Source organism: Flavobacterium crocinum, from assembly GCF_003122385.1.
In the GTDB taxonomy this organism is placed as follows: domain Bacteria; phylum Bacteroidota; class Bacteroidia; order Flavobacteriales; family Flavobacteriaceae; genus Flavobacterium; species Flavobacterium crocinum.
The window spans coordinates 5070322-5095116 of the sequence record NZ_CP029255.1; the positions used below are offsets into that span (position 1 = coordinate 5070322).

Here is a 24795-nt window from a genome sequence, read left to right on the forward strand (position 1 = left end):
GCTTTCGCCCTTTCAGGGCTGAATTCCATGTCGTGTATTCCATTCTTCCGTAGTGCGATGCACTACTTTGATGCTTTTGGCTCTTTCAGAGCTGGATTGTAAAAATTTGTGAATTGCTGTGTCTGACCATGATAGATATAGCCCGTGTTTTCAACCACAGGGATATCACGGAACATCATGAGAAAAATTAGATTATGGAATAGACATTGTCGATATACGTTACGTTCCCGTGGTTTAAACCAAGGGCTATATTATAATGTTGACTGCAGAAACGATAAGATTATAAATTTGTCTTTCAAATATAGCCTGTGGTTTCAACCACAGGGACATCGCGGAGCATCATGAGAAAAATTAGATTATGGATATGCATTGTCGATATACGTTACGTTCCCGTGGTTGAAACCACGGGCTATATTATAATGTTGACTGCAGAAATGATAAGATTATAAATTTGTATTTCAAATATAGCCTGTGGTTTCAACCACAGGGACATCGCGGAGCATCATGAGAAAAATCAGATTATGGATATGCATTGTCGATATACCTTACGTTCCCGTGGTTGAAACCACGGGCTATGTTTATCAAAATAATTCGTAAAAATTGGTGTAATTAGTGGCGAAAAAAAATCTTTTTTAATCTCCTTAATCTGTGGCGAAAAAAAACTAATTAATAATCTTACTAGGAGGAAAACCAAACTGCTTCTTAAAACATCTACTAAAATAAAGCGGGTCATTAAACCCAACTAAATTCGTCACTTCCGAAACATTGTATTTCTTGGTTTTAAGCAGTTCTGCTGATTTTTTCAATCGAATCGTTCTGATAAATTCATTTGGTGCCAAATCCGTTAATTCTTTAATTTTTCTATACAATTTCGAAGAACTTACGCCCAGTTTATCACAAAGAAAATCAGTTGAAAGATCGACTTCACTTAGATTATCGTTGATTAGATTCGTCACTTTTTCCATAAATTCTTCATCGATTGGAGAATGTGTCAGCATACTGACTTTGCTTTCCACTTCGCCAGAGAATTTCTGTTTCAGTTCTAATCTCGATTTAATCATGTTTTCAATAACCGTTTTCAGCAATAAAGGCTCAAAAGGTTTTACCAAATAACCGTCAGCTCCTGTGTCATAGCCTTTTACTTTATCCATATTTTCAGAAAGAGCCGTTAGCATCACGACTGGAATATGACTGATAAATTCATCATTTTTGAGTTCACGGCAAAATTCCAATCCGTCCATGACTGGCATCATGACATCGGTAACGCATAAGATTGGTTTAATTTGTCGGCAGATTTTTAAACCTTCCATTCCATTTTCGGCCTCATAAACTTTGTAGTAATCAGACAAATAATCCACCAGATATTTTCTAAGTTCGTTATTGTCTTCGATTACTAGTATTTTTTCTTTTAAATCGGTGTTCTGAATAATTTTCTTCGCCTGTTTTTCAGGAATCAGCATACTTAAATTGTCGTTTTTAAGCGCATATTCAAATACTTCTTTATGTTCGTAAGATTCACGACCAATTGGAATTTCAACTCTAAAAGTACTTCCTTTTCCTGGGGTACTTTCGACAGAAATCGTTCCTTTATGAATGGCAACTAAAGATTTTACCAAAGACAAACCAATCCCAGATCCAGTATTATTGGCTTTACTGTTGGTCGCCTGATAAAATCGTTTAAAAATTTTCTCCTGACTTTTTACGGGAATTCCAATTCCGTCATCCGTTACCTCAATCACTAAAATATCCTCAACCGTGTCTTTCAATCTTACATCCAAATCTACGTTTCCGTTTTTGTTGGTAAATTTTAAAGCATTCGATAAAAGGTTGTACAGAATCTTATCGTATTTATCATTGTCCAGCCAGCCGTTTATTTCATCATCTTCTGTAATAAAATTGAGCTTAATCTTTTTATTATAAGCCATTTCTTTGAAAGAATCGAAGATGTTTTTTGAGTACGCTAAAATATCCGTTTTAGTCACTTTCAGTTTCAATTCCCCTGATTGTGCTTTTCTAAAATCCAAAACCTGATTTACCAGATTCAATAATCTGCTGGCATTTTGATAAATTAAATTGTATCTGCTTTTTTCATAATCCGTTGCATTACTGCTTTCATCTAAAAGCTGTTTAGCAGGACCTAAAATCAATGTTAACGGCGTTCTTAATTCATGCGAAATATTCGTAAAAAAACGGAGTTTTTCGTTATTCAGCTTGATGTCGTGTTCTCTGTTTACTTTCTCCGTAAGCAGTTCTTGTTTTAAACGAATTCGGTTTTTGATTTCTTTTCTGATGAAATAGAAAATCCCAAACAAAATCGCAAAAAACATCAAAAACGATGTTGGTGTCAACCAGAACGGAGGCAGAATTTTTATTTTATACGAAACCGTTTTACTCCAATATCCATCGCTGTTGCTCGATCTGATTTTAAAAGTATAATTTCCCGGATAAAGGTTGGTATATTGAACAATTCTCGAAGTACTGTTTGCCGTAATCCAATGTTTATCAAAACCTTCCAGCATGTATTGAAACTTATTTAGTTTTTCATTTGCAAAAGACGGAGCCGAAAACTGAAGAGAAAAATTTCGGTTTTTATGGCTTAATTCTATTTCTTTTCCATAATTCAGATCTTTTGAAAGCGGAATTTCTCCATTGATTTCCATTTCAGGAAAGACCTCTTCATTCTGAATTTTAAACTCAGAAATCACAGGCAATGGCGACCAATTATTTCTTTTCATTGCCGGTGGCGAAAAAGAAATAATTCCGTTTTTACCTCCCAGAAAAATATTAGAATTATTAAAATAGAAGAAACCACTTGAACTAAAAACATCTAGTCTGTTACCGCTGTTTACATGATAAATGCTGATATCTTTTAAATTTGATTTTACAAAAGCAATATTATTATTGTTGATGTTCAGCCAAAGATTTCCATTGGCATCAGATAAAATATCGGTGATCCATTTTCCTGAAAGTTCTTTTAGATTTTTTACAGGCTCAAATTCATTCTTTTTCGGATTAAACAGACACAATCCGAAACGCGTTGAAGCCCAGATTTTTCCTTTTACATCTACTAAAACATCACTAACATTTTCATCATGAGGCACTCCTTTTTCTTTGACAAAAAGTGATGAATACGTTTCTATTTTTCCTGAAATAATATTGTACTTTACAACTCCGGTTTCAGTCGCAAACCATACATTGTTTTTAGCATCTCTCTCGATAGCATTAATCTGAAAATCAGGTAAAAGTTTACTGGAAGTTTCTACTTGGAGTGTTTTAGTATTTAAAATTACAGCTCCTTCTCCAAAAGACCCCACAATTATTTTATCCTCTGCAATTTTTCGAAAAGCAAAAACAGGCGATTTTTCAAATCCTGCCTTTATTTCCCTCGAAGAATTATTCATGTAATTGTACACCAGAATGTTTCCGTCCCACAGTCCGCAATAAAAAATTCTTCCATCATCAGAATAAATACTGGCGATATCTTTTCCGGTATTGTGTAAGGGAGTTGAGCCTTTAATATTCGAAATATAAAGGCCGTTATGATAGGTCGCCACAATTACTTTTTCATCGTAAGTCTTAGCAAAACCACGAATTCTGGGTGCCTGATTGCCAATAGAACGTGAAATATCTTTGTTTAAAGTAAACTGATTTTCATACGGATCGTATTTGTCCAAACCATCTTCAGTTCCAATCCATAAGACTCCGGATTTATCAAAATAAAGGGATGCAATTAAATTATCGACAAGCGAAGTATCATCAGACAAAATTGAATAATACCATTTGTAATTGCCACTTTGAATGTCTTCCAGCTGATCGCAGACCAATAATCCGCCCAAAGTTCCAACCCAGTATTTTCCATCAGGAGCTTGTGCAACGGATAGAAAATAAGGGCCTAAAGCTCCTCTAACCTGCTTGTTATCAATATATAAATTAACAAATTGGTTTCTGGATTTATCTAGTTTATACAATCCTTCGCGAGTACCAATAAAAATATCCGACTTGGCATCTTCGTAAATAAAGTTGATGTATGGATTTTTGATGCTCGAATTTGGAACAGAAAGTGTATAGGTGTTAATCCGTACAATCGCGCCTTTTGTGTCCATTGTAATTTTGGCCAAACCCGACTTTTCGTAGCTTCCCACCCAGACATTGCCTTTTTTATCTTCGAAAATTTCTTTAACGTAATCAAAACCTTTAAGCTTAATTTTATCAAATCGGTTTTCTTTCAGAGAAAATAAATAGGCTCCTTTAGTCTTAGTACCTACCCAAACTCTGTTGAATTTATCTACATGAACTGATCTCACTTCATCATCGGGAAGGCTGTTTGGATCGCCTTTTTTATGAAAAAAAGTAGTAAAAACATGGGTATCCATCTGAAAAAGCGTCAATCCTTTTCGGGTTCCAATCCATAACTGATTGGCTTTTTCGTCCAGTTCTAAAGCTGTGATATCGTCATTGTATAATTTATTTTTTCCAGGTGTAGAACTCATGTAGTTTTTGAACTGATAACCGTCAAAACGATTTAATCCAGAGAACGTTCCAAACCACATGAAACCTTTTTTGTCCTGTACAATATGACGTACCGAATTATGAGACAACCCATTATTATCATTATAATGCGTAAATTTTATATTCTGTGAATAAGAATTATAAAAAAAGGCAATAAATAAAAATAATATAGGGTATTTTGGTTTCATGAAAATAAATTATAAATGCAATTTAATCTTTTTGATTTAATAAATATCAAAATTATTTAACAGATAAATTATCAATTTTGTTATTTTTCAAATCAATTTTAAAATGGTCTGAAGGCTCGCCATTCATGGTTTTGTAGAATATTTCTGCCCATAAAACCAGTTTTGGATCATCTGATTTTTTTAACTGCCTGCAGATCAATTCATATTCTTTTAATCTTTTCTTTCCAATTTTTGAAAAAGCCAGTTCATCGGCACTTTTTAGGCGGTAAAAATCAAAAATCATATCAAAACCATTCCATGATTCAAAATCAGAAATAGTGAAAGAATTGGATTTCAAAACGGAATCAATATCTGCAGCATTAGAATTCATCAGCAATAAATCTTTTCCTGAAAGATTCACAATCGATTTTAAAAAATCGGCTGGAAAATCTTCAGGCAGGAATCGTAAACGCACCAATTCTTTTAAATGCCAATTGGTAAATTCTTCATAATCTTTGGCATTCAGAATTTCTTTCTGCCAAATATCTTTGCTTTTAATTTCTTTTAAATGAGCATATTCTTCTTCATAAAAAGGAAACAAACTGTTGAATTTATTGACTTTGCTAATTACAATAGTTTCGACTTCAAGTTCAGAATTAGAATGAATAGTCAATATTTTATAAGCTGGCATGTAAGCGGCAAGCGATGGCGTCTGAATATTAAACAACGTATTTCCTTTTGCAGATGTTCTTACGCCTGTGTCGTTAATGTGCATGTGACCTCCAAAATGAACCTGAATTCCGGCATCTGCAAATTGTTGTGCGACTTCTTCATCGGGCACTCTTTGCAATTGCATTTTATTGGCGCCAAAAAGCTGTTTTAATTCTGGCGAAGCATCGTCATTGAAATCAATCATTGGATAATGACTAAAAGCAATTAGTGTTTTTCCTTTTTGTTTCGCTTCCGTAGCAACTTTTTTTACCCATTTTAAAAGATGGTTTTTATAAATCAGAACGTTATTGTAACCCGTGTTCGCTCCCGAAAAATCATGCGGATCATTTGGTTTTCCTGATAATTTCTCATTCGGAACATACGCATTTGCATCTATTGCCAAAAGCCAAATTCCTTTAATAGGTTCTACCAAATAACTGGCATCGGGCAGATACAAATTAGTATTTTTTATTAGATACGTTCTTTTTTCTAAATCGGATTCTTTTTGAGCTTCTTCAAAATTGTAATTTTCATAGCTGTAGTTAGAAAATGGAGTTTCCCAATATAAATCGGTTTTCTTTGGAAAGAAACCAAAATCACGCATTTCGTTTATAGTTTCTTTGTAACCCCAGTTTTTTATATCAGCAGTAATTATCGGTTCTAGTTCGCTTTTATTTTTGTTGAAGCTGTTTGCAGAACTGCTGATAATCTGTTCTTTTCCGTTTTTTCCTAAAAAATCAGTTTTAACAGCATCTTGAGAAAATGGTCTTACAACATCATGATTTCCTGTAGTCACATAAAAAGAAAGTCCGTGTTTTTGGGAATATTCATTGAGAATTTTTCGCAATCCGCGAACGTGAACAGGTTGTCCGTCATCGCTAAAATCGCCTGGAAGAACGACTTGTTTGATACCTTTTTTAACAATATCATTCAAAGCTTCTAAATAAGCGAAATAATTTTCATTGAAAATTCTCGTAGAATGCAACTGTGAATTCATGGTTCGGATATTGGCATATTCGCCCGTTACCGGATTTGGAATTCCACGATAATTGCTGTCTTCAAATTGGGCAAAAATATCCTGTAAATGAGCATCGGCTATAAAAGCAATCTGAACTTCTTTTTTCGTAGTCTGCTGTGATTTGCAGGAAAATAAAGAAAGTAGTAGTACTAATATAGCCGATATTTTAAACATGTATTTTGTTTTTAATTTTATGATTACCCGTTATTTGTCCTATTTTTAAAAATAGAAAACCTGTAAAATCAGACGCGGATTAAACAGATTCGCTAACGCGAAAACGCGGATAAAAACGGATTTTTATTAATCTTTTAAAAAATATAAATAGATTATCCGTTTTTATCCACGCCTTTACGAAGTAAATCCGTTTAATCCGCGTCCTTGCTTAAAGGATAATTCAATTATTTTTTAATGTATGCTTCCAATTTATCTAAAGTGTTTAGTTCTGTTTCTCTTGCACATGAAGATAAAATAGTTGTTTCTATGTTTTTTGCTGGTTTTGAAATCAACAAATACTGCGTTCCGTCATCTGTATTTTTTTCAAAATCTTTTGGATTGTACTTAATTGCTCCTCCAACTTCAACAATTTCGGCAGCAACGTCTTCCGGATGTTTTCCCCAAACTGCGATATAATTCGCTCCTTTTTTCGTTGCCGAATCTTTAAAGTAATTCACTCCAGTTGCAAATTGTACTTTTTCCCCAGTTAAAGAAACTGCTTCCACTTTTGCTTCTCTTTTACCTGAAAATACCGTTACGCGAACTAGAATGTCCACTTTTTTTCCTTTGTAAGGCACGCCTCTTGAAATCATTTCCATCCAGGAAGTGGTATCTGTTTTTCCAACTCTTGCTAAACGATTGGTTACCGGATTTAAAGGAACTAATTTCTCTCCATCCCAAAGTTTTACACCTCCTAAACCAACAGTTGATGCTACTTTATAATAATCGGCTCCCCAACCTTCTTTTTGCTGTTCTGGTGTTGGATACCAATTTGCTTTTCTTAATTCTAAACCTGGTTTTGCTTTAGAATAAACGTCGATTGCTACTTTATCGCTAAAGTAAATTCGCAATGCCATCCACTCGTTTTCAACCGCTGGCCCGTGATGTCCAATCGTTTTATATAAATCCCCTGAATCTGAGCCGATATCTGATAAATAAGTAATTTTGTCCGACTTCATATACAAACTGTTGTCTGTATTATTCTGTCCAAAACAAACGCAGCAAAAAAGTAAAGAGGTTACAATAGATAGTTTCATAATTTAAAATATTATAGTTTAAGTTGTAATTCCTGTAAATTTAAAAACAACTTTTAAAAATCTACTAAGAATTTCAATCTAATCCTAAAATATTGTCATTTGATGACGAAAAGGTGTGAATCCAGTTATGTAAACATGCTCTCCATTGGTACGCAAACTTCCCTGATGATAAGTGTATTCTTCGCTTTCAAGGTTTTCGACATTTAAATGTTCACATTTTCCCGGCCCAAATTTTATGGCATCTCCTGCGGTGGCAACTTCTCCATAACCTGTTTTAAGAAAATAATTCTTCTTTTCATCAGCCGTTGCTCCATTTACAATACTATTTTCGTTGAAACACATTTCGATTGTTACCTCAACATTTGGCGGGCCATCTACTTTAAAATCCAAACTTAATGATCCGTTATTCTCCGTAATTTCAATTACGGTAATTTGTTTTTTGACATTGCTTTTTGTTCTCGAATCAAAATCCATTTTATTCCAAAATCTTCCATCCGATGATTCTGATAATTTATAGTCTCCATCCGATTTTCGATTTTCAGGGGCAAGAGGCTGATAATAATCTGCTTCTTTGGTTTCGGTCAAAATATATTTATTTCCTTCTTTTACGATTCCGTCACTGCTGAAATAGCCCATTCTAAAAAACGAGGTCGAAAGACGCATGTATTTTAAAATGGCTTCTCCTTTTCTGTACATTAAAAAATTAGGATTTGATGATCTTCCTGATACAATCTGAACCGGCTGATCATTTCCTCCAAATAAAGTAATGGACGTTTTTTCTCTTCTGATTCTTGCCAAATTCGAAAGAACAAAAAACTTTTCGAAATCATTTGGAACATTGCTTTCAGCTGGAACTTGCTTTTGAAGGTCTTCATTTTCCATAAAAAAAGCTAACGAATCGGATAAGATATCACTTGTAAATTCCGGAAGTTTTTCAATCGTATTTACCATATAAACAAACATCGGATTTTGAGTACGAATAGCCATATATCGATATTGCCAGTAAAATTTTGTCACTTTTAAAGCCATAAACTGATCCTGTCTTTTGGAATCGACAGTAACCAGGTCGCCGTTTTTTTCTGTATAATAAAAATAAGTAATGAGGTTTTTATTTACGATTTCCAGCAATTGTGGCCTTTTCAGCAATCTTGCCATCGTAATTAAAGCTTTATCAATTACTGCCGAATAAATACCGCTTCGTTCTGAATAATGCCCGTCTTCGTTGAGATAAATTCCTTCTGCCAGCCATTCGTCAATTCGGTTCACATATCTGGGATCTGGATACAGCGCATTAATATTCGCTAAAGCGGCGCAAATAACCCATCTATGATTTGGCGTATGAACACCTCCTGTTATCATCGCCTCGCCTGCATTTAAAATAAATTGCTTTATTTTTTCACGAAGCAATGTCAGATCTCGCTGTTTACTTTTATTCAACAATACTGCTGCCGGACATATATATTCTAAAATAAAAGCGGTGTCTGGCGGAGATTGTCTATTTCCGCCTGCATCTAAAGTTCCGTCGCTATATTGGTCTTTCAACAAAATAGCTATCGCATCATTCATCTTTTCAACTAAAAGAGGCGACTTGTAATATTCTGAACCCGAATTGCATAATGAAGCTGACATTACAGTTATAGTATTGGCAATGCCCCGAAAATTATTGATTCTAATGGACGGATCTTGTGATGGCTGGTTCAGTAAACTTTTGACTTTGGCATCATTGTTCTGAACTAGTTTTTTCATTAATTGAAGATCCTCTTTTGAGGTTGTACCATTTGCAAAAAAATCATTTGCAAAAAGAGTATTACTCATTAAAACACCTCCTAATGATAAACTGCTTAATCTGATAAATTCGCCACGGCTCATAGAATGTTTCATGATACTCTTTTTATTAATGAAAAAATAGCTTTTACTTCAATTGTTTTAAACACATAGAAACATAGTTTTTGATTGTCTAAAAAGAAGACGAAAAGAAACTAGGTTTCAGAGTTTGTCATTCCGACGAAGGAGGAATCTCCGCAAGTAGCTCGACAAAGATTGTGGATTCCGATTGAGGAGTTTCTCGCGAAGATTCCTCCTTCGTCGGAATGACAAGATTGTGTGGGCTATGCTTGATTAAGCAAAAAAAACTTTTTAACAAGATCTAAAATCTATGTCTCTATGTGTTTAAAAATAAACCCAATATTACTAATCCACTACTTTTACCAAAGTCGGATTAATTCCTAACGGGTTCTTAATTACTTTACAGATCAAAGGAAACTCTGGATTTTTGATAATCCACATTTCGGTTTCGTCTATTTGTGCTTTTACATGCAATGCTTCCACGATTTTTCCATCTATCGAAACTCCGTTTTTATCTTCACTTTTATCCAGAACATAAGTTGTGTTATTGTAAACGAATGAACCTTTTTTAACCAAATCCTGATAAGCTGACTGTGAAATCATAAAAAACGTTTCAGTTGGTTTTAAGTTTAAAACCGGTGCATATTCTCCTTGATTAAAACTTAATTCTGTTCCATTTTTTACGGCTTCGGGAAGCATTACTATTTTACTTTTTACTCCTCTTGTTTCTAGTTTAAAAGCCAATGCATTGTTGGAAGTTTCAGCCGTGAGCTGTAAAGTTCTCGTTTGTCCGTGAAGCTTACAGACATAATGCAATTGGGTATTGTTTTTTAATGTTGGAATGTAATTCTGAGATATTCCTTTCTGATAAACAATGCAGAAAAGAATCATTAAAAATATATTTTTCATCTTGTTCATCATTTTATTTTGCTGGTGGTAAAATTGTTGTTCCCCAAGCTGAAGGTTTCGAATCCATTTCTAAAACTAATTCTCCGCCATTATTAATATCCTCATGCAAAATCCATGCTTTGTTGTATGGTTTTCCGTTTAACAAAGCGGTTTTAATGTATTTGTTTTTATCACTCATTTTTTTTGTAGTGATTTTAAAACTTTTACCGTTTTCTAATTTCATAACCGTTTCTTTTATCAAAGGCGTATTAATCAAATAATAAGGCTGTCCTGCATTTGGATATAATCCCATCATGTGGAAAGCCAGCCAAGAAGACATCGCTCCTGAATCGTCATTACCCGGAAGTCCTTCTCTTGAAGTATTGAAATTATCCTTGATAATCGTTCTGATTCTGTCACTGCTTAAATAGGGTTTTCCAATCCAGTGATACAAACAAGGTGTTAAGAATGAAGGTTCGTTGGCAACATTGAATAAATTATTATCAAAGAATATATCCAATCGGTTTTCGAATGCTTTTTCTCCACCTGATTTTTTTACCAATTCTGGAATATCGTGTGGCAAACTAAAGGAATATTCCCATGAAGTTCCTTCGTAGAAAAACACACACCAATGGCAGACATACCAAGGCGATTCGATAATGACAGGCGTATATTTAAAAGTTGGTTTTTGGATTTTAGATTCTCCGAAAATGACATCATCCAGCCAGTTTCCGTCTTTGTCTTTTGGCATGATGAATCCTTTTGCACCGTTATTTTCATAATCTGCACGCCATAAATTCTGCCAGCTTTCGGCTTGTTTCATGTATTGATTGTACAATTCTGTTTTGCCTAAACCTTTGGCTACTGTAGCAATATTATAATCGTTATATGAATAATCGATCGTTCGGTTTCCAGCGCGGTCGGTTCCGTAAGGAACGTAACCTAGTTTTAGATAATCTAAAAGTCCGCCACGCCCTTCTCTTTCTTCATTTCCTCCCGGCGGTACTGTTGCGTCTTTGATCATTGCCTGCAGAGCAAGTTCATAATCAATTCCTTTTAAGTTTTTTACAAAAGCATCTGCAATTACAACCTCAGCGTTAGAACCTCCCTGAGTTCTTCCATTATCATTTCCGCTTCTTCCTTCGGGCATATAGCCTTCGCGTTTGTATATATTCAGCATCGCATTGATTATATCTACTTTACGTTTAGAATCTATTAAAGTAATTAACGGACTTGAAGTTCTGAAGGTATCCCAAATCGTATAAAAATCATCGTAATACGGTTCATCATTTGTCCATAACGGATTTTCGTCTGTTCGATCCACCGGCATAATCATCGTGTGGTACAAACCAGTATAGAACATTTTTCTATATTCTACCGAAGTATCATCCGATAATTTGATTCGGCTTAATAAATCTTCCCATTTATTTTCTAAAGTGGCCAAAACAGTATTGAAATTCCAATGCGGGATTTCAATTTCAATATTGTTTTTCGCTTTTAATTCACTTAAAAATGAAATTCCGATTTTGACATTTAATTCTTCTTTTCCCGAATTTCCAAAAGAAAGCATAGCTCCTGTTTTCTTTCCGGAATCAAACTGTGCTTTTTGATTGTTGTAAAATTTACCGTCTTTAAAAGTGACATATTTTGCAATTGGCTGATCGAAAACGGCCCAGAAATAAACCGTATAAGCACGTCCGTTATTCCATCCTCCTCTGATTCGGCTGTAACCTCTTACTTCAGTATCTGAAACTATTTCGATTTGAGAACCTACAAACTGCTGGGCTTCTCTTGCATCGGGAATTTTTTCTTCTCCAAGGAAAAATCCTGGGTCAATCTTTAATTCTTTTGATTTATTTTTTGGGTAAGTAATTCTATAAAATGAAACTTTTTCCCCAGTCGTAATTTCTGTTTTAATGTTGTTTTCTTTGAAAACCGTTTCATAATACCCCAGTTTTACATTCTCTTCTGTTCTAAAAGAAGTTTGATCCATTTTATCTAAAGCTCCCGAAAATGGCATAATCTGAATATTTCCATATTTTGGGCCACCTCCCGTTCCGCTCACGTGTACCTGACTGAATCCTGTGACTTCTTTAGGCATTGGAAGCCATCCACTGTTTGGACTCGAAGTACAATCCGGACTTGGTTTTACCATTCCGTAAGGACAGGAAGGCCCGATAAAAACCCTGCCCACTCCCTCTGAACCGATCATTGGGTCAACGTATTGATGAACTTTTTGCTGTGCGCTACCTGTAATAGTAAGAAATGATATTCCTAAAAAAAAGATAAACTTCGATGCTATTTTCATTGTGGTTACTTCTTTGTTTTTTGTTGGCATGTATAATTATTTTTAATATTTCTCAAATAACTATAATTCTATTTTCCTTTACGTTAATAGGGTTTTAACCCAACGTTATATTACTGTTTTTGCAGATTTGAATGATCTGACATTTGTAAAATCAATTCGCCTCCATTCGTAATATCCTGATGTGAAAGCTCAAAATTTGACACTTCTTTCTGGTTGAATTTGATATCCTTTATATATACATTTTCAGGATTATTATTGTCCGCTTTAATCACAAATGTTTTCCCTGAATAATATTTCGGATTTAATGTAATCGTGATTTTATTGAATATCGGACTTCCAATTTCATAAACGGCATCTTTGTCTGTTCCTCCGTTCATTTGGAATAAACCTAATTTCAATAAAACATTCAGGCTTCCCATTAATCCCTGATCTTCATCCCCGTTATAACCTGTTGCAGGTGATAATCCGCTGAAGGTTTCTTTTACCACGTTTCTTGTCCAATATTGCGTTAAATCAGGTCTTCCCAAAACGGTAAAAATATTTGACGTCTGCATAGAAGGCTGATTTCCAAAATTTACCGGAATTCGGCTAAACTCCGGGTGTAATTCTGCATCGTGTGATGTACCAGAGGTATACTTTAGTTTTTTAGCTGCTTCAAATTGAGCATTCAATTTTTCTACTGCTTTTTCTTTTCCGCCCATTAAATCAGCCAAACCTAAAATATCATGCGGAACAAACCAAGTCGATTGTGCGCCGTTTGATTCTATAAATCCGTTTTCGTATTGATACGGATCATAATTTTCACGCCATTTTCCCTCTACATTTTTCGGACGCATCCAGCCTATTTTAGCATCAAAAACATTTTTATAGTTTTCGGCTCTTTTCATGAAATAGTTGTAATCTTCTTCATGATTGAGTTTTTTAGCCAGCTGAGCCAAAGTCCAATCCTGATACGCATATTCCAGAGTCTGGCTCGCACCATCTTCGTGGCTTCCGAAATTTCCATCAGGAAGCGGATACGGAACATATCCTTTTTCTAAATAATATTTTAAGCCTCCTCCAATATTGGTATTGTGTTCATATCCTGCTTTTTCCATGATACCGCCTGGCATATGATTCTTTTTGAGTGCAATGTAAATTTCCTCTAAATTTTCTTTTACAATTCCTTTTTGAATGGCGCTGACAATAAATGGCGTTGTTGAAGCTCCAGTCATTACATAGGTATCATTTCCACCCGAAGGCCCGCGCGGGATTATGCCGCCGTCTTTGTAATACTGCATTAATGAATACACAAATTCTTCCATAATCTCGGGATATACCAATCCCCAAAGGTTATTGATGGTCCATTGCGCTCCCCAAAAAGCATCTGAATTATAGTGGTTGAATTTTGGTTTTCCATCAACATTTAATGGCAAATGTCCTACCCTGAATTTGTCCCCTGTATTGTCAGGATAGGCTCCATTTGCGTCACTAACCATTTTTCTCCCTTGCAGGGCATGCCATAAATCAGTGTAAAATCTTCTTTGGTCGGTTTCGGTTCCGCCTTCTACTTTTATTCTTCCTAATAAATCGCTCCATACTTTTCTGGAATCAGCGGTTGTTTGGTTAAAGTTCCAATGTGGTAATTCGGTTTCTATATTATTATTCGCATTTTCAATCGAAGTATAAGAAATACCCACTTTCATCAATACTTGTTCTTTGGTTTTACCAAAATGAATCAAATAATTTCCTGTCGCATTATCTTTTTCAACAGAAGAAATTGGCTCATTGGTTTTCACTTTAAAAAATACAGTCAATGGTTTTGGGCGTCTGAAATTGGTACTTAAAACCAAAGATCCTGAAAGTTCAAAGTCATTGTTTTTTTCTAATGTTCCGTTGGTATTGTCGCAAGGGCCTAAAACAGTGTTTAAATTAAAAAGAACTGCTTTTTGTGCTTTTGCCGGAAAAGTATATTTATGAAAACCAACTCTTGGTGTGCTGGTTAATTCTGCTGTTATCTGATATCTGTCTAATTTTAGCGAATGATATCCAGGCGTAATAATTTCAGTTTTATGGCTGAATTTGGAATAAAAATTTTTGAAAATAGTCTTTTTATTTTCTTCTGAAATGGTGACAGGCATTACCGATACGCCAGACATCTGCCATTCGTGCACATGACTGAAACCTTTAACTGTATCTGTAGTATATTTATAACCACCTCCCCAATCACCATTAATTTCAGTGTCCGGATTTAAATTAACCATTCCAAAAGGCCGACTCGCTGATGAAAAGAAAAACCATCTTGAGTTTTCAGTGTCCAACAACGGGTAAACCATGTCTGATAACTGTTTTTTCTTTAAAGAAACCGTTTTCTGAGCGTTGCACGACACTAAAAAAATAAGGGTTAGACTTATTGCGATACGTCCTATTTTATTGATTTGACTTAGTTCCATTTATTCTGTTTATTGATGAGGCAACTATTGTTTTGTAGAGGATTCTTTGTACTGGCTTATTATTCTGGATTGAAAGAATGTTTACAAAGCTTAATCTTTCATTTACTCTCAGGAATTACATTCGATCAAGCTTTGTATTCATTCAAAAAATGAAAATGAAACTAAACTGGCTATCATGAGCAACCAAAAAAGACCAGTTTTCTTTTTAGTAAAAAAGGAGAAGAATTTTTACGCTCTTCTCCTTTCACAATTAAAATTGAATTACAATGCGTACTTAACTAAATTTTTATTCTTAATATCCATCATTTTGTGTTAATGCGGGATTTAAAACCATTGCGTTTGTTGGAATTGGGAATACACGACGATAAGTGTCTGTATTCGTTTTATAACCCCAGGATCCTTCATATTTTCCAAAACGGATCATATCATTTCTATGCCAAGCTTCCCAGGCAAATTCACGGCTTCTTTCTTTATAAAGATCTTCCAGTGTTACACCGTTTAAAGCTGCAGATGTGGTACGATTAGAGCGAACCATATTTACTAAGGCATCTGAACTTTGACCTAAAGTTGCTGCTCCGCCACGTAAGATTGACTCTGCTTTCATTAAAAGCACATCTGAATAACGTAAGAAAGGAACATCATTCTTTTGGTTACGGTTTGTTGAAGTTGCATCAGGATAGAATTTGATATTTCTGTATCCCATGTTCCAGGCGATTTCGTCGTTTCCAAGATCAAATAAAGGAACACTTTGACGAGGAATAATATCTGGTGTTAAATTTACCTGATACGTATAAGCTGCTCCTCCATCTGATCCAGTATAAAACTGATCGTATCCTTTTTTCGTTGTTGTAACCGTTACTGGAGTAACACCATCATTCATAAACTGAAGTCCTGTAAGCCATTGTCTGTTACGAATATCATTTGGGTCATTAAAGTAAGCATAGAACTCAGGCAGGGTACTTCTAGGTGCACTTGGCGTGAAAGAAAGACCGAATTTGGCTCTTTCAGAGCGTGGCACATCATAACGCGCGTGGTACATTTGACCATTGTAACCCACCGTAACTGCTGCTGGATCGTAAGGAACTGCAAAAATGAATTCTTTCATTGTTGGTCCGTTGGTTGGGTAAAACATTTGCAAATATGATGCTCTTGGTTCCACTGCGTATAAACCTGAGTTAATTACCTCATCGCAAGCTGCAATACATTCATTGTAACGTGCAGTTCCAGTATAAATATTGGCATTCAAATATAACTTTGCTAACATTGCATTAGCAGTTTGTTTATTTGGTCTTCCGTAAGTAGCAACTCCGGATGCAGGGTTTAAATTTGGGACAGCGCTTTTTAATTCTTTCTCAATAAAATTGAAAACTTCTGCTCTTGGTGTTTTAGCATGAGATGTGAAATCCCCATATAACGTATCCAATGGCACATCTCCATAACTGTCCATCAACATGAAATAAGAAATGGCACGCATGGTTTTTAACTCCGAAATCAAAGTCTTTTTGTCTGCACCTTCCGGCATTGTCTGTCTTAAGATAGAAATTGCCTGATTGCTTGTTCCGATCACTTTAGATGACCAATCCCAAAGACTTCCGATAATACCATTGTCTGCATTCCAGTCATGAAAATGCATTGCAATATAGTTACGGTTATCAAACCAGTTTCCTCCTCTTGCAGGAAGAATAGCTTCATCAGTAGATAAAGACTGAGACCACCACCAGGCAAATGAAAACTCACCGCGGAAAGCTGCATAAACCGGTCCTGTTGTCTGAATATATTGTGTTGAATTTTGTGGAAATACTTCAGGTGTCAACTGGGTTGTTATAGGCACATCAAGATCACTGCAAGACCATACTAAACCAGCCATAAATACTGGAAGACCTAAATATTTTAATATCTTTTTCATAATTTTTAGCATTTAATTTTTAGAAGATCACATTTAAACCAAACATGTATGTTCTGGTTTTTGGATAGAAGTTATTTGAATCTACGCCCGGAGCGGTTCCTCCTTGTTCAACTTCCGGATCAATTCCTTTGTATTTGGTAATGACAAACACATTGTTGATGGTTTGATAAACACGTACACTACTAATGTACCTGCCGACTTTACCAAAATTATACCCTAAAGTCATGTTGTCTAATCTTAGATAACTGCCGTCTTCGATGAAACGATCTGAATATTTGTAAGCGTTCAGGTCATTTGGCGACTCGTTTCCTGCATCTACCAGAATATTAGTAGTCATTGCAGTACTCGGTCTAAATAAATCGGCACGGGTTGCGTTGAAAATTTTATTACCAAATACTCCTCTGAAGAAAATACTTAAATCAAATTTTTTGTATTGGAAGTTATTTGCCCATCCTAATAATAATTTTGGCTGTGCACTTCCTGCATAGTGATAATCTACTCCAATTTGAGGTGTAGTAGTCAAATCACCATTTTTGTCATAATACTGAGAAACTCCGTCAGCATTTTTTCCTGCATATTTAAGTGTAAAGAATTGTCCTAATGGTTTTCCTTCTTTAAAAATCTGTAAAGTACTTCCTGTTTGTCCACCTCCGTCTGGCTGTACACGACGAATTGAATCTCCACCAACAAAGAACGGACTGGTTAATTTCACGATCTCATTCTTGTTATGAGCCAGGTTCAAGTTAGTTGTCCAGCTGAAATCTGCTGTTTTAACCGGAGTTGTACTTAAACTCACCTCAATACCTTTGTTAGACATTGTTCCTCCGTTTGCTACAATTGTTCCTACTGGTACTAAAACCGGATTAACATTGTAGTTAAAAATCATGTCTGTTGTTTTCTTGTCGTACACATCAACAGAACCAGTTACTTTTCCTTTTAAGATAGAGAAATCAAGACCAATATTTGCTGTAGCTGTTTTTTCCCATTTCAAATCAGGGTTTGCTGCCTGGTTTGGTCCGTAAGCTCCAATTTGTTGTCCGTTGTAATAGAAAGTACCTAAACTTCCTGAAATAAATTGTGCTGTGTAAGCATTAAATCCTGAAGAGTTACCTGTTACACCCCAGCTTCCACGAAGTTTCAAATCACTAAAGAAGTTTTGATTTTTCATGAAGTTTTCTTTGTCTAATCTCCAGGCACCACCTACAGAAGGGAAATATCCCCATTGGTTATTTTCTCCAAACATAGATCCACCGTCTCTTCTGATTGATCCTTGTAAAAGATATTTGTCTTTATAATTGTAGTTTAAACGAGCAAAGTAAGCTATCAAACGTGTTTTTTGATAGGCTTTGCTATCTCCAAAGTTTACTACATAACCGTTAACTGAAGTATAATTACTTAGAGCTAAGTTATTATATCCAACATTATCAACAGGAAAGTTAGTTGTTGTAGCCTGAAAACCGTCTCCTAATGTATTTTCCTGCCAAGAGTAACCTGCAACGGCTTTTATTTTATGCTCTCCAAATGTTCTATCCCAAGTAAAGAAGCTTTCAATAATATTGTTTCTAGTCTCATAAGAATTTCTCAAAGCAGAACCATTTACACCAAAATTCACTAAAGTTTTTGTCAAAGGCGGATCTGGGTTGTTGTAGAAGTTCGCACTATTGTATTGTGAATAATAGCTGTCATAAAACTCTCCGTGAGATGCTGTAAGCCTTTGGTGTGCTAAGTTCAAATTATAAGTGATTCCAAATGGTAATTTTACTTCTGCTGTTAAGTTCCCCACAAGGTTATCTGTTTTTGTTTCGTCTGTACCGTGAGCAATTAAAGCTACAGGATTGAAATATCCGGTACTTACAAAATTTTCAAAATAACTTCCGTCAGCATTTTTTACCGGAGAAATTGGAAGATAACTTGCCGCTTGTAAAAGAACTGTATTACGCTGTGGTACATTTTGATATTTTGTTGTAGAGTTCGTAACATTTAAACCAAATTTAACCTTATCGTCAAAAGCAAACTGCTCAACAGATAAACGAGCAATGATACGAGAGAAATCACTTTTCTGCATTACCCCTTCTTTATTGAATGAAGTAATACTTGCTGTATAGTTTCCATGATCTCCTCCTCCGCTCATAGACAAGTTATGGCTGCTTGATGCTGCACGTCCTGGTCTTAAAATTTCTTTTTGCCAATTTGTGTTAGCTCCTTTGTCATTTTCCGGCGTAAAATTCAAATTGTTTTTAGTTGTAAAAGCTCTTAACTGATCTGCATTCATCATGTCCAGATTATTAGAAACTTCTTCCCAACCCATATAACCGTTGTATGCGATTTGCGTTCTTCCTTTACTTCCTTTTTTTGTGGTTACCATGATAACCCCATTTGCTGCACGGTTACCGTAGATTGCAGTTGCCGCCGCATCTTTCAAAACGTCGATTGTAGCAATGTCATCCGGTGCAATTACAGAGATATCTACTCCCGGTATACCATCAATTACATAAAATGGCCCTTGAGAACTATTTAACGTAGATGCTCCACGTAATACTACAGAAGCCGTTTTTGTAGGGTCACCACTTGATGAAATATTCAAACCGGAAACTTTACCCTGTAAAAGCTGTCCAACATCACTGATGGCTCCTCTGTTTAAATCTTCAGCTTTAACCGAAGTTACAGAAGTCGTTAAGTTTTTACGGGATCCTTTACCGTAACCTACTACAACTACCTGCTCTAAACTTGTTGTGGTTGGCTGTAATCGAATTGAATAAGTTGTTTTTGTTCCATCTAATTTTACAGGCTGATCGTCAAATCCCATAAAAGAAAATATAAGTGTTGCGTTTTTGTTTGAAGCCGAAATTTTAAATTTCCCATCAAAATCTGTAGATGCTGTATTCGTTGTACCCTTTTCTAGTACATTGGCTGCTGGCAGTGGAACGCCTTTGTCATCTAAAACTACACCGGACACTTCTGTTTTTTGTGCCCATGTATTCATTGAGAAGCCAAAGCAAAAGGCTAATAATAAAAGTTTAAGTTTTTCCATTGTGATATTGGTTAATTGGTTAAATAGTATTGACGAAATTAGTGCTAAAGAAATGTTAACAAATGGACAAGTTATTCATAAACATGGATAATTTCAATAAAGTCAGTGATAGTAAGGCTTTGCAAAGTTATTTTTGTATTTTTCTATAATCAAATACTTACTAATAAATCGTTTTCGTGGCGTTTTCATTTCATATTTTAGTTGTTATTTAGGTTTTAGTTAATAAGAATTAGTTAATTTTTTCTTTATATACGGATTAATCATAATTAAGTATTGATTTAATTATTCTCTGTCCATTTTATTTCCCAATTTTTAATCGATTCTCTTTCTTTCATTTCATCAAATTGAGTATTATTTACTGCTGCATTTTTTAAAGCTTCCAGAAACATTTTCCATCTTGGCCAGTAAAATCCTTTGTACATTCCCTGCCATGATCTTGAAGCGTAATCATTCAAATGACCTTCTCCACCCCAAAGCGTAATTAAGGTTTTGGCATTTTTTGCATACAGTTTAGAAACTGAAGGAGTACTTCCATAATCTGAAGCCGATTTCACCCATTGATCCAAATTGTTTAAAGGCTGTCCGGACATAATCTTATCTGTTTCTAAAACTTGTTTTTCAATCTGTTTAAACAATTGATCTCCTTTTGCAATGTCTTTCTGCTGATATGCTTTTACACATTCTATCAATTCTTCATCAATAGCAAGTGAATTATAATGTCTTGAAACATCAATTAAATCGTATTGAATAAGATTCTGCTTATTGTACTTTTTAGCCTCTTTGCTTAAAATTTCCAAAGCTTCTTTTAATTTGGTTTTATCTCCGGGATTTCCTTTAAATGCTGTAATGGTTACAGTTGGTCGTTTAAATAACAAATACGCTCCAGCCCAATCGTTCCACCAACGTGTCTCCCAGTATTTGACATTATAAACAGATTCCAGCAATAATTCCCAAGCCTGAAAAACAGGTTTTGATGGTGCTTGTCCATATCTTGCATTTAAATATTTAGTCAGCCAATCGTTTACAGGTTGTTCCCCTTTTGTCCACGGAAGATCATAAATGTATTCGTAAACAATTGAATTATTATTTAATCCTTCCGGCATTGCGCCATAACCGACAACATTTCCTTTGTGTGAATTTTTTAATAAACTTGTCAATTCGTCTTTATAAAAATTCAAATCTCCATAAACCGGATTTGATCCTCCGTAATTATGTACATAACCGTAAGTCCATTGTTTACCATAAAAAGCTTCCTGATTATCCCATACCTTATATCTGTCGTTGGCATAATCCTGAACCATAACTTTATCATTTGGAACTTTACTTAAAAATGCACTTGTGGCTTCTTTGGTCCAGAATTCTTTGTTGTCGCCAAAAAGCCATCCCTGCATAACCCAGGTTGCACCGGGAGCCGCTTCGTTTATGGTTTCATAAACAGCGCTTCCGTAATTTGAAAGTTCTTCATATTTATTATGTTCTGAAACAGGAGGTTCAATTTCATTGAAAGAATCGGCCAAATAGAAATTAGACTTTCCGTACATTTTAGTGTAGATTTCGATAAAACGTTTTCCTATTTTTTTAAATAAAGGATCTTTAGAATCTAACAGAAAAGTACTTGCAAAACCGCCACCTGACCAGGATTTTAGTTCGGTTATTTTGGCTTCTGGATGTTTTTCGGCGAAAGCCTTCGGTACATAACCACTAAAAGCAGGCACAACAGGATGCATGTCCAAAGCTCTCATTCTTTCTAAAATTTTCTTTTGAAGTGCTTCTTTTTTAACGAACCATTCTTGTGGTAACGGACCTTCTAAACTATTGATATTTCCCATTCGCTGCCAAGGCAGATAAGCCGGCCCTGCAAAGTGAGATTCTAACTGAGAATTCGTCAAACCATATTCTTTCCATAATTCCTGCCATACCGCTTCCTGACCTTCCATTGCGGTTGGAAGGTTAATTCCGTGTAGTGCCATCCAGTCGATTTCCTGCTCCCAGCGTTTCCAATCCCACCATGGTGTTGTATAACCAAAAGTACAGGCATTTAGATATTCTCTGTATTCAAATGGTGTATCTCCTTTTTTAGCATATTTCGGCCAGGTTTTAGGCAGATTAACTCTGTTTCCTTCCCAGCTTACTAAAACGGCTCCGATATCTCTTAAAAAATTATAAGCTGCATAACAAAGTGCTGTATTGTTTGATGCTTTTATTTTTACCTTATTATTAGCCGTTTCAATTTCAAACCAATCCGATTTGTTATTGGTTTGATTTTCGGCAATGCTTAACTCAAACTCGCTGACACGATTTCCAACTAGCCTCTCAATTACTCCAAAGGCACTTTTTGTTTTTTCATCGCCTTGACAATGTGCTTTAAAAGATCCCAAAAACAACAGTATAAAAGCCATTACCGCCATTTTTAAGGAATCGTTCTTTTCAATTTTAAAATTCTCACTTTTCATATAAATAACCTATTATTAAATTGTCTTGATTCATTTTAGTCTAACAAAAACAAGGGAGATTAAATTATTTATTAATCTCCCAACTCAAATAAAAACCTAACAAAAATTTATTACTAATAATTAACAATCTTACTTCAGGATTCAGAAGGAAAGAATTAATTCCTGAACCGAAAATAAAATTACTTCAATTGCTTTTTTTAAAGATGGATTAATCAGTCAAAAATATAGACAGATTCTTTGCGTAATTATTGCCTTTGTTATCACTAACGGCTGAAATTATTCTTTTTTTTTGTGGTTAAAAGAAAACATGCATCACAATGCTTAAATAATATAATCAAATTTAAAAGCATTTCAATTGAAATTTGATCTAATACTAAAAGCCTGCCATTGTTTATAAAAACACTGACAGGCAAGATTGAACATTTGGGGGCTGTTCGTTATACTATTATTTTCGGATGCTTTTTATTTTAACACTGAAAGTATTTTATGGAATACTTCGTTGTTTTCATAAACTCCCTGGAAATCTTTAGAATGTGGTCCATAAGAAAAAACAGGAACCATTGTCGCTGTGTGATCTACAGTTATAAAATCACCTTCGATTTTATGTTGTTTCACATTTCCCTGCGGAATAGCAAAACCAGAAGTTTCATGATCTGCTGTAACGATAACTAATGTACCCTCATTTTTATCGGCAAATAATAATGCCTGAGTAATGGCTGTATCAAAATCTATAGTTTCTGCTACAATTCCTCCTACATTATTAACATGACCGAAACTGTCAATCTGTGCACCTTCAACCATTAAGAAGAAAGGTTTATTTTTTTTGTTTAAAAATTCTAAGCTGTATTTTACGGCATCAGCCAATATTTCTCCTCTTCCTTCTAAAACTGACGGAACTCTATGCTGCGAAATGAAAACACCTACTGCATCATTATTCTCGGCCTGCATTTCCTGTACCGTATTCAATAATTTGAATTTAGGAGTCAATGCAATATTTTTAAAAGTTGAAGCACCGCCTCCAACAAACAGATTCAATTTGCTTTTTAATAAATCCTGCGCTATTATTTCAGTATTCGATCTTTCTTCGGTATGTGCATAGAAAGCGGCTGGTGTAGCTCCTGTAACTTCATCAGTCGTAATAATTCCTGTAGAGAAATTTCGCTTTTGCAATACTTCTAAAATATTTGGAATAGGCTTTATTAGACTATCCGTTCCAATTGCTCTGTTGTTTGTTTTCTGGCCTGTTGCCAATGCCGTTCCCGCAGCCGCAGAATCGGTTGTAAAATCATCTGCCGATTGTGTTTTTATGAAACCGATGCTTTTCATTTGTGTTACAGACAAAGCTCCGTTATTGGCCAAAACTGCCGAAGAAATTTGCGATAAACCATTTCCGTCTCCAATTAAAAGGATTACATTTTTTACAGGAGTCTCTTTTTGATCCGTTTTATAAGTCGGAACATACACTTTTGAAGAGTTTGTTGCTGTAACCAATCTTTTTGGTAAAGCCTGCAGATACTGAACACAATTATAAGGTGAATCGGTATTAATGATATCAACTCCTAATTCTAAAAAGGCTTTCCACGCAGTTTTAGTATCCGGACAGCTCCAAAATCTAAAAGGTTTGTTTAAGTTTTTTGCTTTAGTAATTACTGCTTTTACTTTATTGTAATCATCATGGGTTAATCTTCCTAAACCATTCCAAACAGAATATTTTTTGAAATCAACACTGATCATAGCGACTTTTTCCCAATTTTCTTTTGAAATTGTTTTGTCTATTTCCTGAAAATCAAACAAGATAAAGTCAGGGTACTTTTTATACGTTTCTGCATCTGGTCTGTTTCCTGATATAACGATTTTAATATCCTTGTTTTTTGTTATGCTTTCATATTTTTTTAAAACTGAAATAAGCTTATCTAAAGTAGCTGTCGCTTCTGTTTTAATGTCAATCAGTAAAACTAATTTGTGCTCTTTTTTATAATTCATTTTTAGAGCCGTTTCTAACGGTTTTAAATAGAAATCTTCTAAAGTTCTTGTCGCAGAAATTCCTTTTTGATCATGAGACACATATAACATATTATCTTTCAAAAAAATATCGGCTTCTATGGATGTCGCTCCATTTGCATAAGCATTCCAAAATGGAATGGCTTGTTCATAATCGTTATGAGAATGTACTGTAACTAAGTTCTGAGAATATAACTGATCACCTGCTCCCCAGAAAAACAGGGATAGCCAGATGAATAAAAAGGATGTTTTCATTTGGAATAAATTGATGGATTT

Annotated in this window: 11 protein-coding genes; all 11 read right to left on the reverse strand. The window is 35.0% G+C overall.

Features of this window, described 5'->3' with window-relative positions; translation table 11 throughout:
* Positions 1 to 662 precede the first annotated feature (662 nt).
* A complete protein-coding gene (locus HYN56_RS21560) occupies positions 663 to 4697 on the reverse strand; it encodes a hybrid sensor histidine kinase/response regulator transcription factor (protein ID WP_109194087.1) in 4035 nt (1344 codons plus the stop codon).
* 52 nt (positions 4698 to 4749) lie between these two features.
* The gene (locus HYN56_RS21565; RefSeq protein ID WP_109194088.1) at positions 4750 to 6579 is read right to left on the reverse strand and encodes a metallophosphoesterase family protein; all 1830 of its coding nucleotides are present in this window, start codon (positions 6577 to 6579) and stop codon (positions 4750 to 4752) included.
* Between the two features lie 224 nt (positions 6580 to 6803).
* Positions 6804 to 7655, reverse strand: coding sequence for a DUF4861 family protein (locus tag HYN56_RS21570; RefSeq protein WP_109194089.1), 852 nt, complete (start codon positions 7653 to 7655; stop codon positions 6804 to 6806).
* Positions 7656 to 7739: 84 nt separating this feature from the next.
* Positions 7740 to 9536, reverse strand: coding sequence for a hypothetical protein (locus tag HYN56_RS21575; protein WP_146194626.1), 1797 nt, complete (start codon positions 9534 to 9536; stop codon positions 7740 to 7742).
* 309 nt (positions 9537 to 9845) lie between these two features.
* The gene (locus HYN56_RS21580; protein WP_109194900.1) at positions 9846 to 10409 is read right to left on the reverse strand and encodes a hypothetical protein; all 564 of its coding nucleotides are present in this window, start codon (positions 10407 to 10409) and stop codon (positions 9846 to 9848) included.
* Between the two features lie 13 nt (positions 10410 to 10422).
* A complete protein-coding gene (locus HYN56_RS21585) occupies positions 10423 to 12726 on the reverse strand; it encodes a GH92 family glycosyl hydrolase (protein WP_240622612.1) in 2304 nt (767 codons plus the stop codon).
* 80 nt (positions 12727 to 12806) lie between these two features.
* Complete coding sequence (locus tag HYN56_RS21590; protein WP_109194091.1) at positions 12807 to 15128, reverse strand: GH92 family glycosyl hydrolase; 2322 nt, start codon at positions 15126 to 15128, stop codon at positions 12807 to 12809.
* Between the two features lie 292 nt (positions 15129 to 15420).
* A complete protein-coding gene (locus HYN56_RS21595; protein ID WP_109194901.1) occupies positions 15421 to 17034 on the reverse strand; it encodes a RagB/SusD family nutrient uptake outer membrane protein in 1614 nt (537 codons plus the stop codon).
* Positions 17035 to 17053: 19 nt separating this feature from the next.
* Entirely contained in the window at positions 17054 to 20065 is a 3012-nt protein-coding gene (locus tag HYN56_RS21600) for a SusC/RagA family TonB-linked outer membrane protein (protein ID WP_109194092.1), read from the reverse strand.
* A gap of 278 nt (positions 20066 to 20343) precedes the next feature.
* On the reverse strand, positions 20344 to 22518 hold the full coding sequence (locus HYN56_RS21605; RefSeq protein WP_109194093.1) for an alpha-N-acetylglucosaminidase: 2175 nt from the start codon (positions 22516 to 22518) through the stop codon (positions 20344 to 20346).
* Between the two features lie 462 nt (positions 22519 to 22980).
* A complete protein-coding gene (locus HYN56_RS21610; protein WP_109194094.1) occupies positions 22981 to 24774 on the reverse strand; it encodes an alkaline phosphatase in 1794 nt (597 codons plus the stop codon).
* Between the last annotated feature and the right edge of the window lie 21 nt (positions 24775 to 24795).

Coding starts and splice junctions, on each gene's coding strand:
- HYN56_RS21575 (WP_146194626.1), bottom strand. CDS start 9,536: ATGAAACATTCTATGAGCCGTGGCGAATTTATCAGATTAAGCAGTTTA.
- HYN56_RS21560 (WP_109194087.1), bottom strand. CDS start 4,697: ATGAAACCAAAATACCCTATATTATTTTTATTTATTGCCTTTTTTTAT.
- HYN56_RS21580 (WP_109194900.1), bottom strand. CDS start 10,409: ATGAAAAATATATTTTTAATGATTCTTTTCTGCATTGTTTATCAGAAA.
- HYN56_RS21600 (WP_109194092.1), bottom strand. CDS start 20,065: ATGGAAAAACTTAAACTTTTATTATTAGCCTTTTGCTTTGGCTTCTCA.
- HYN56_RS21595 (WP_109194901.1), bottom strand. CDS start 17,034: ATGAAAAAGATATTAAAATATTTAGGTCTTCCAGTATTTATGGCTGGT.
- HYN56_RS21610 (WP_109194094.1), bottom strand. CDS start 24,774: ATGAAAACATCCTTTTTATTCATCTGGCTATCCCTGTTTTTCTGGGGA.
- HYN56_RS21590 (WP_109194091.1), bottom strand. CDS start 15,128: ATGGAACTAAGTCAAATCAATAAAATAGGACGTATCGCAATAAGTCTA.
- HYN56_RS21585 (WP_240622612.1), bottom strand. CDS start 12,726: ATGCCAACAAAAAACAAAGAAGTAACCACAATGAAAATAGCATCGAAG.
- HYN56_RS21570 (WP_109194089.1), bottom strand. CDS start 7,655: ATGAAACTATCTATTGTAACCTCTTTACTTTTTTGCTGCGTTTGTTTT.
- HYN56_RS21605 (WP_109194093.1), bottom strand. CDS start 22,518: ATGAAAAGTGAGAATTTTAAAATTGAAAAGAACGATTCCTTAAAAATG.
- HYN56_RS21565 (WP_109194088.1), bottom strand. CDS start 6,579: ATGTTTAAAATATCGGCTATATTAGTACTACTACTTTCTTTATTTTCC.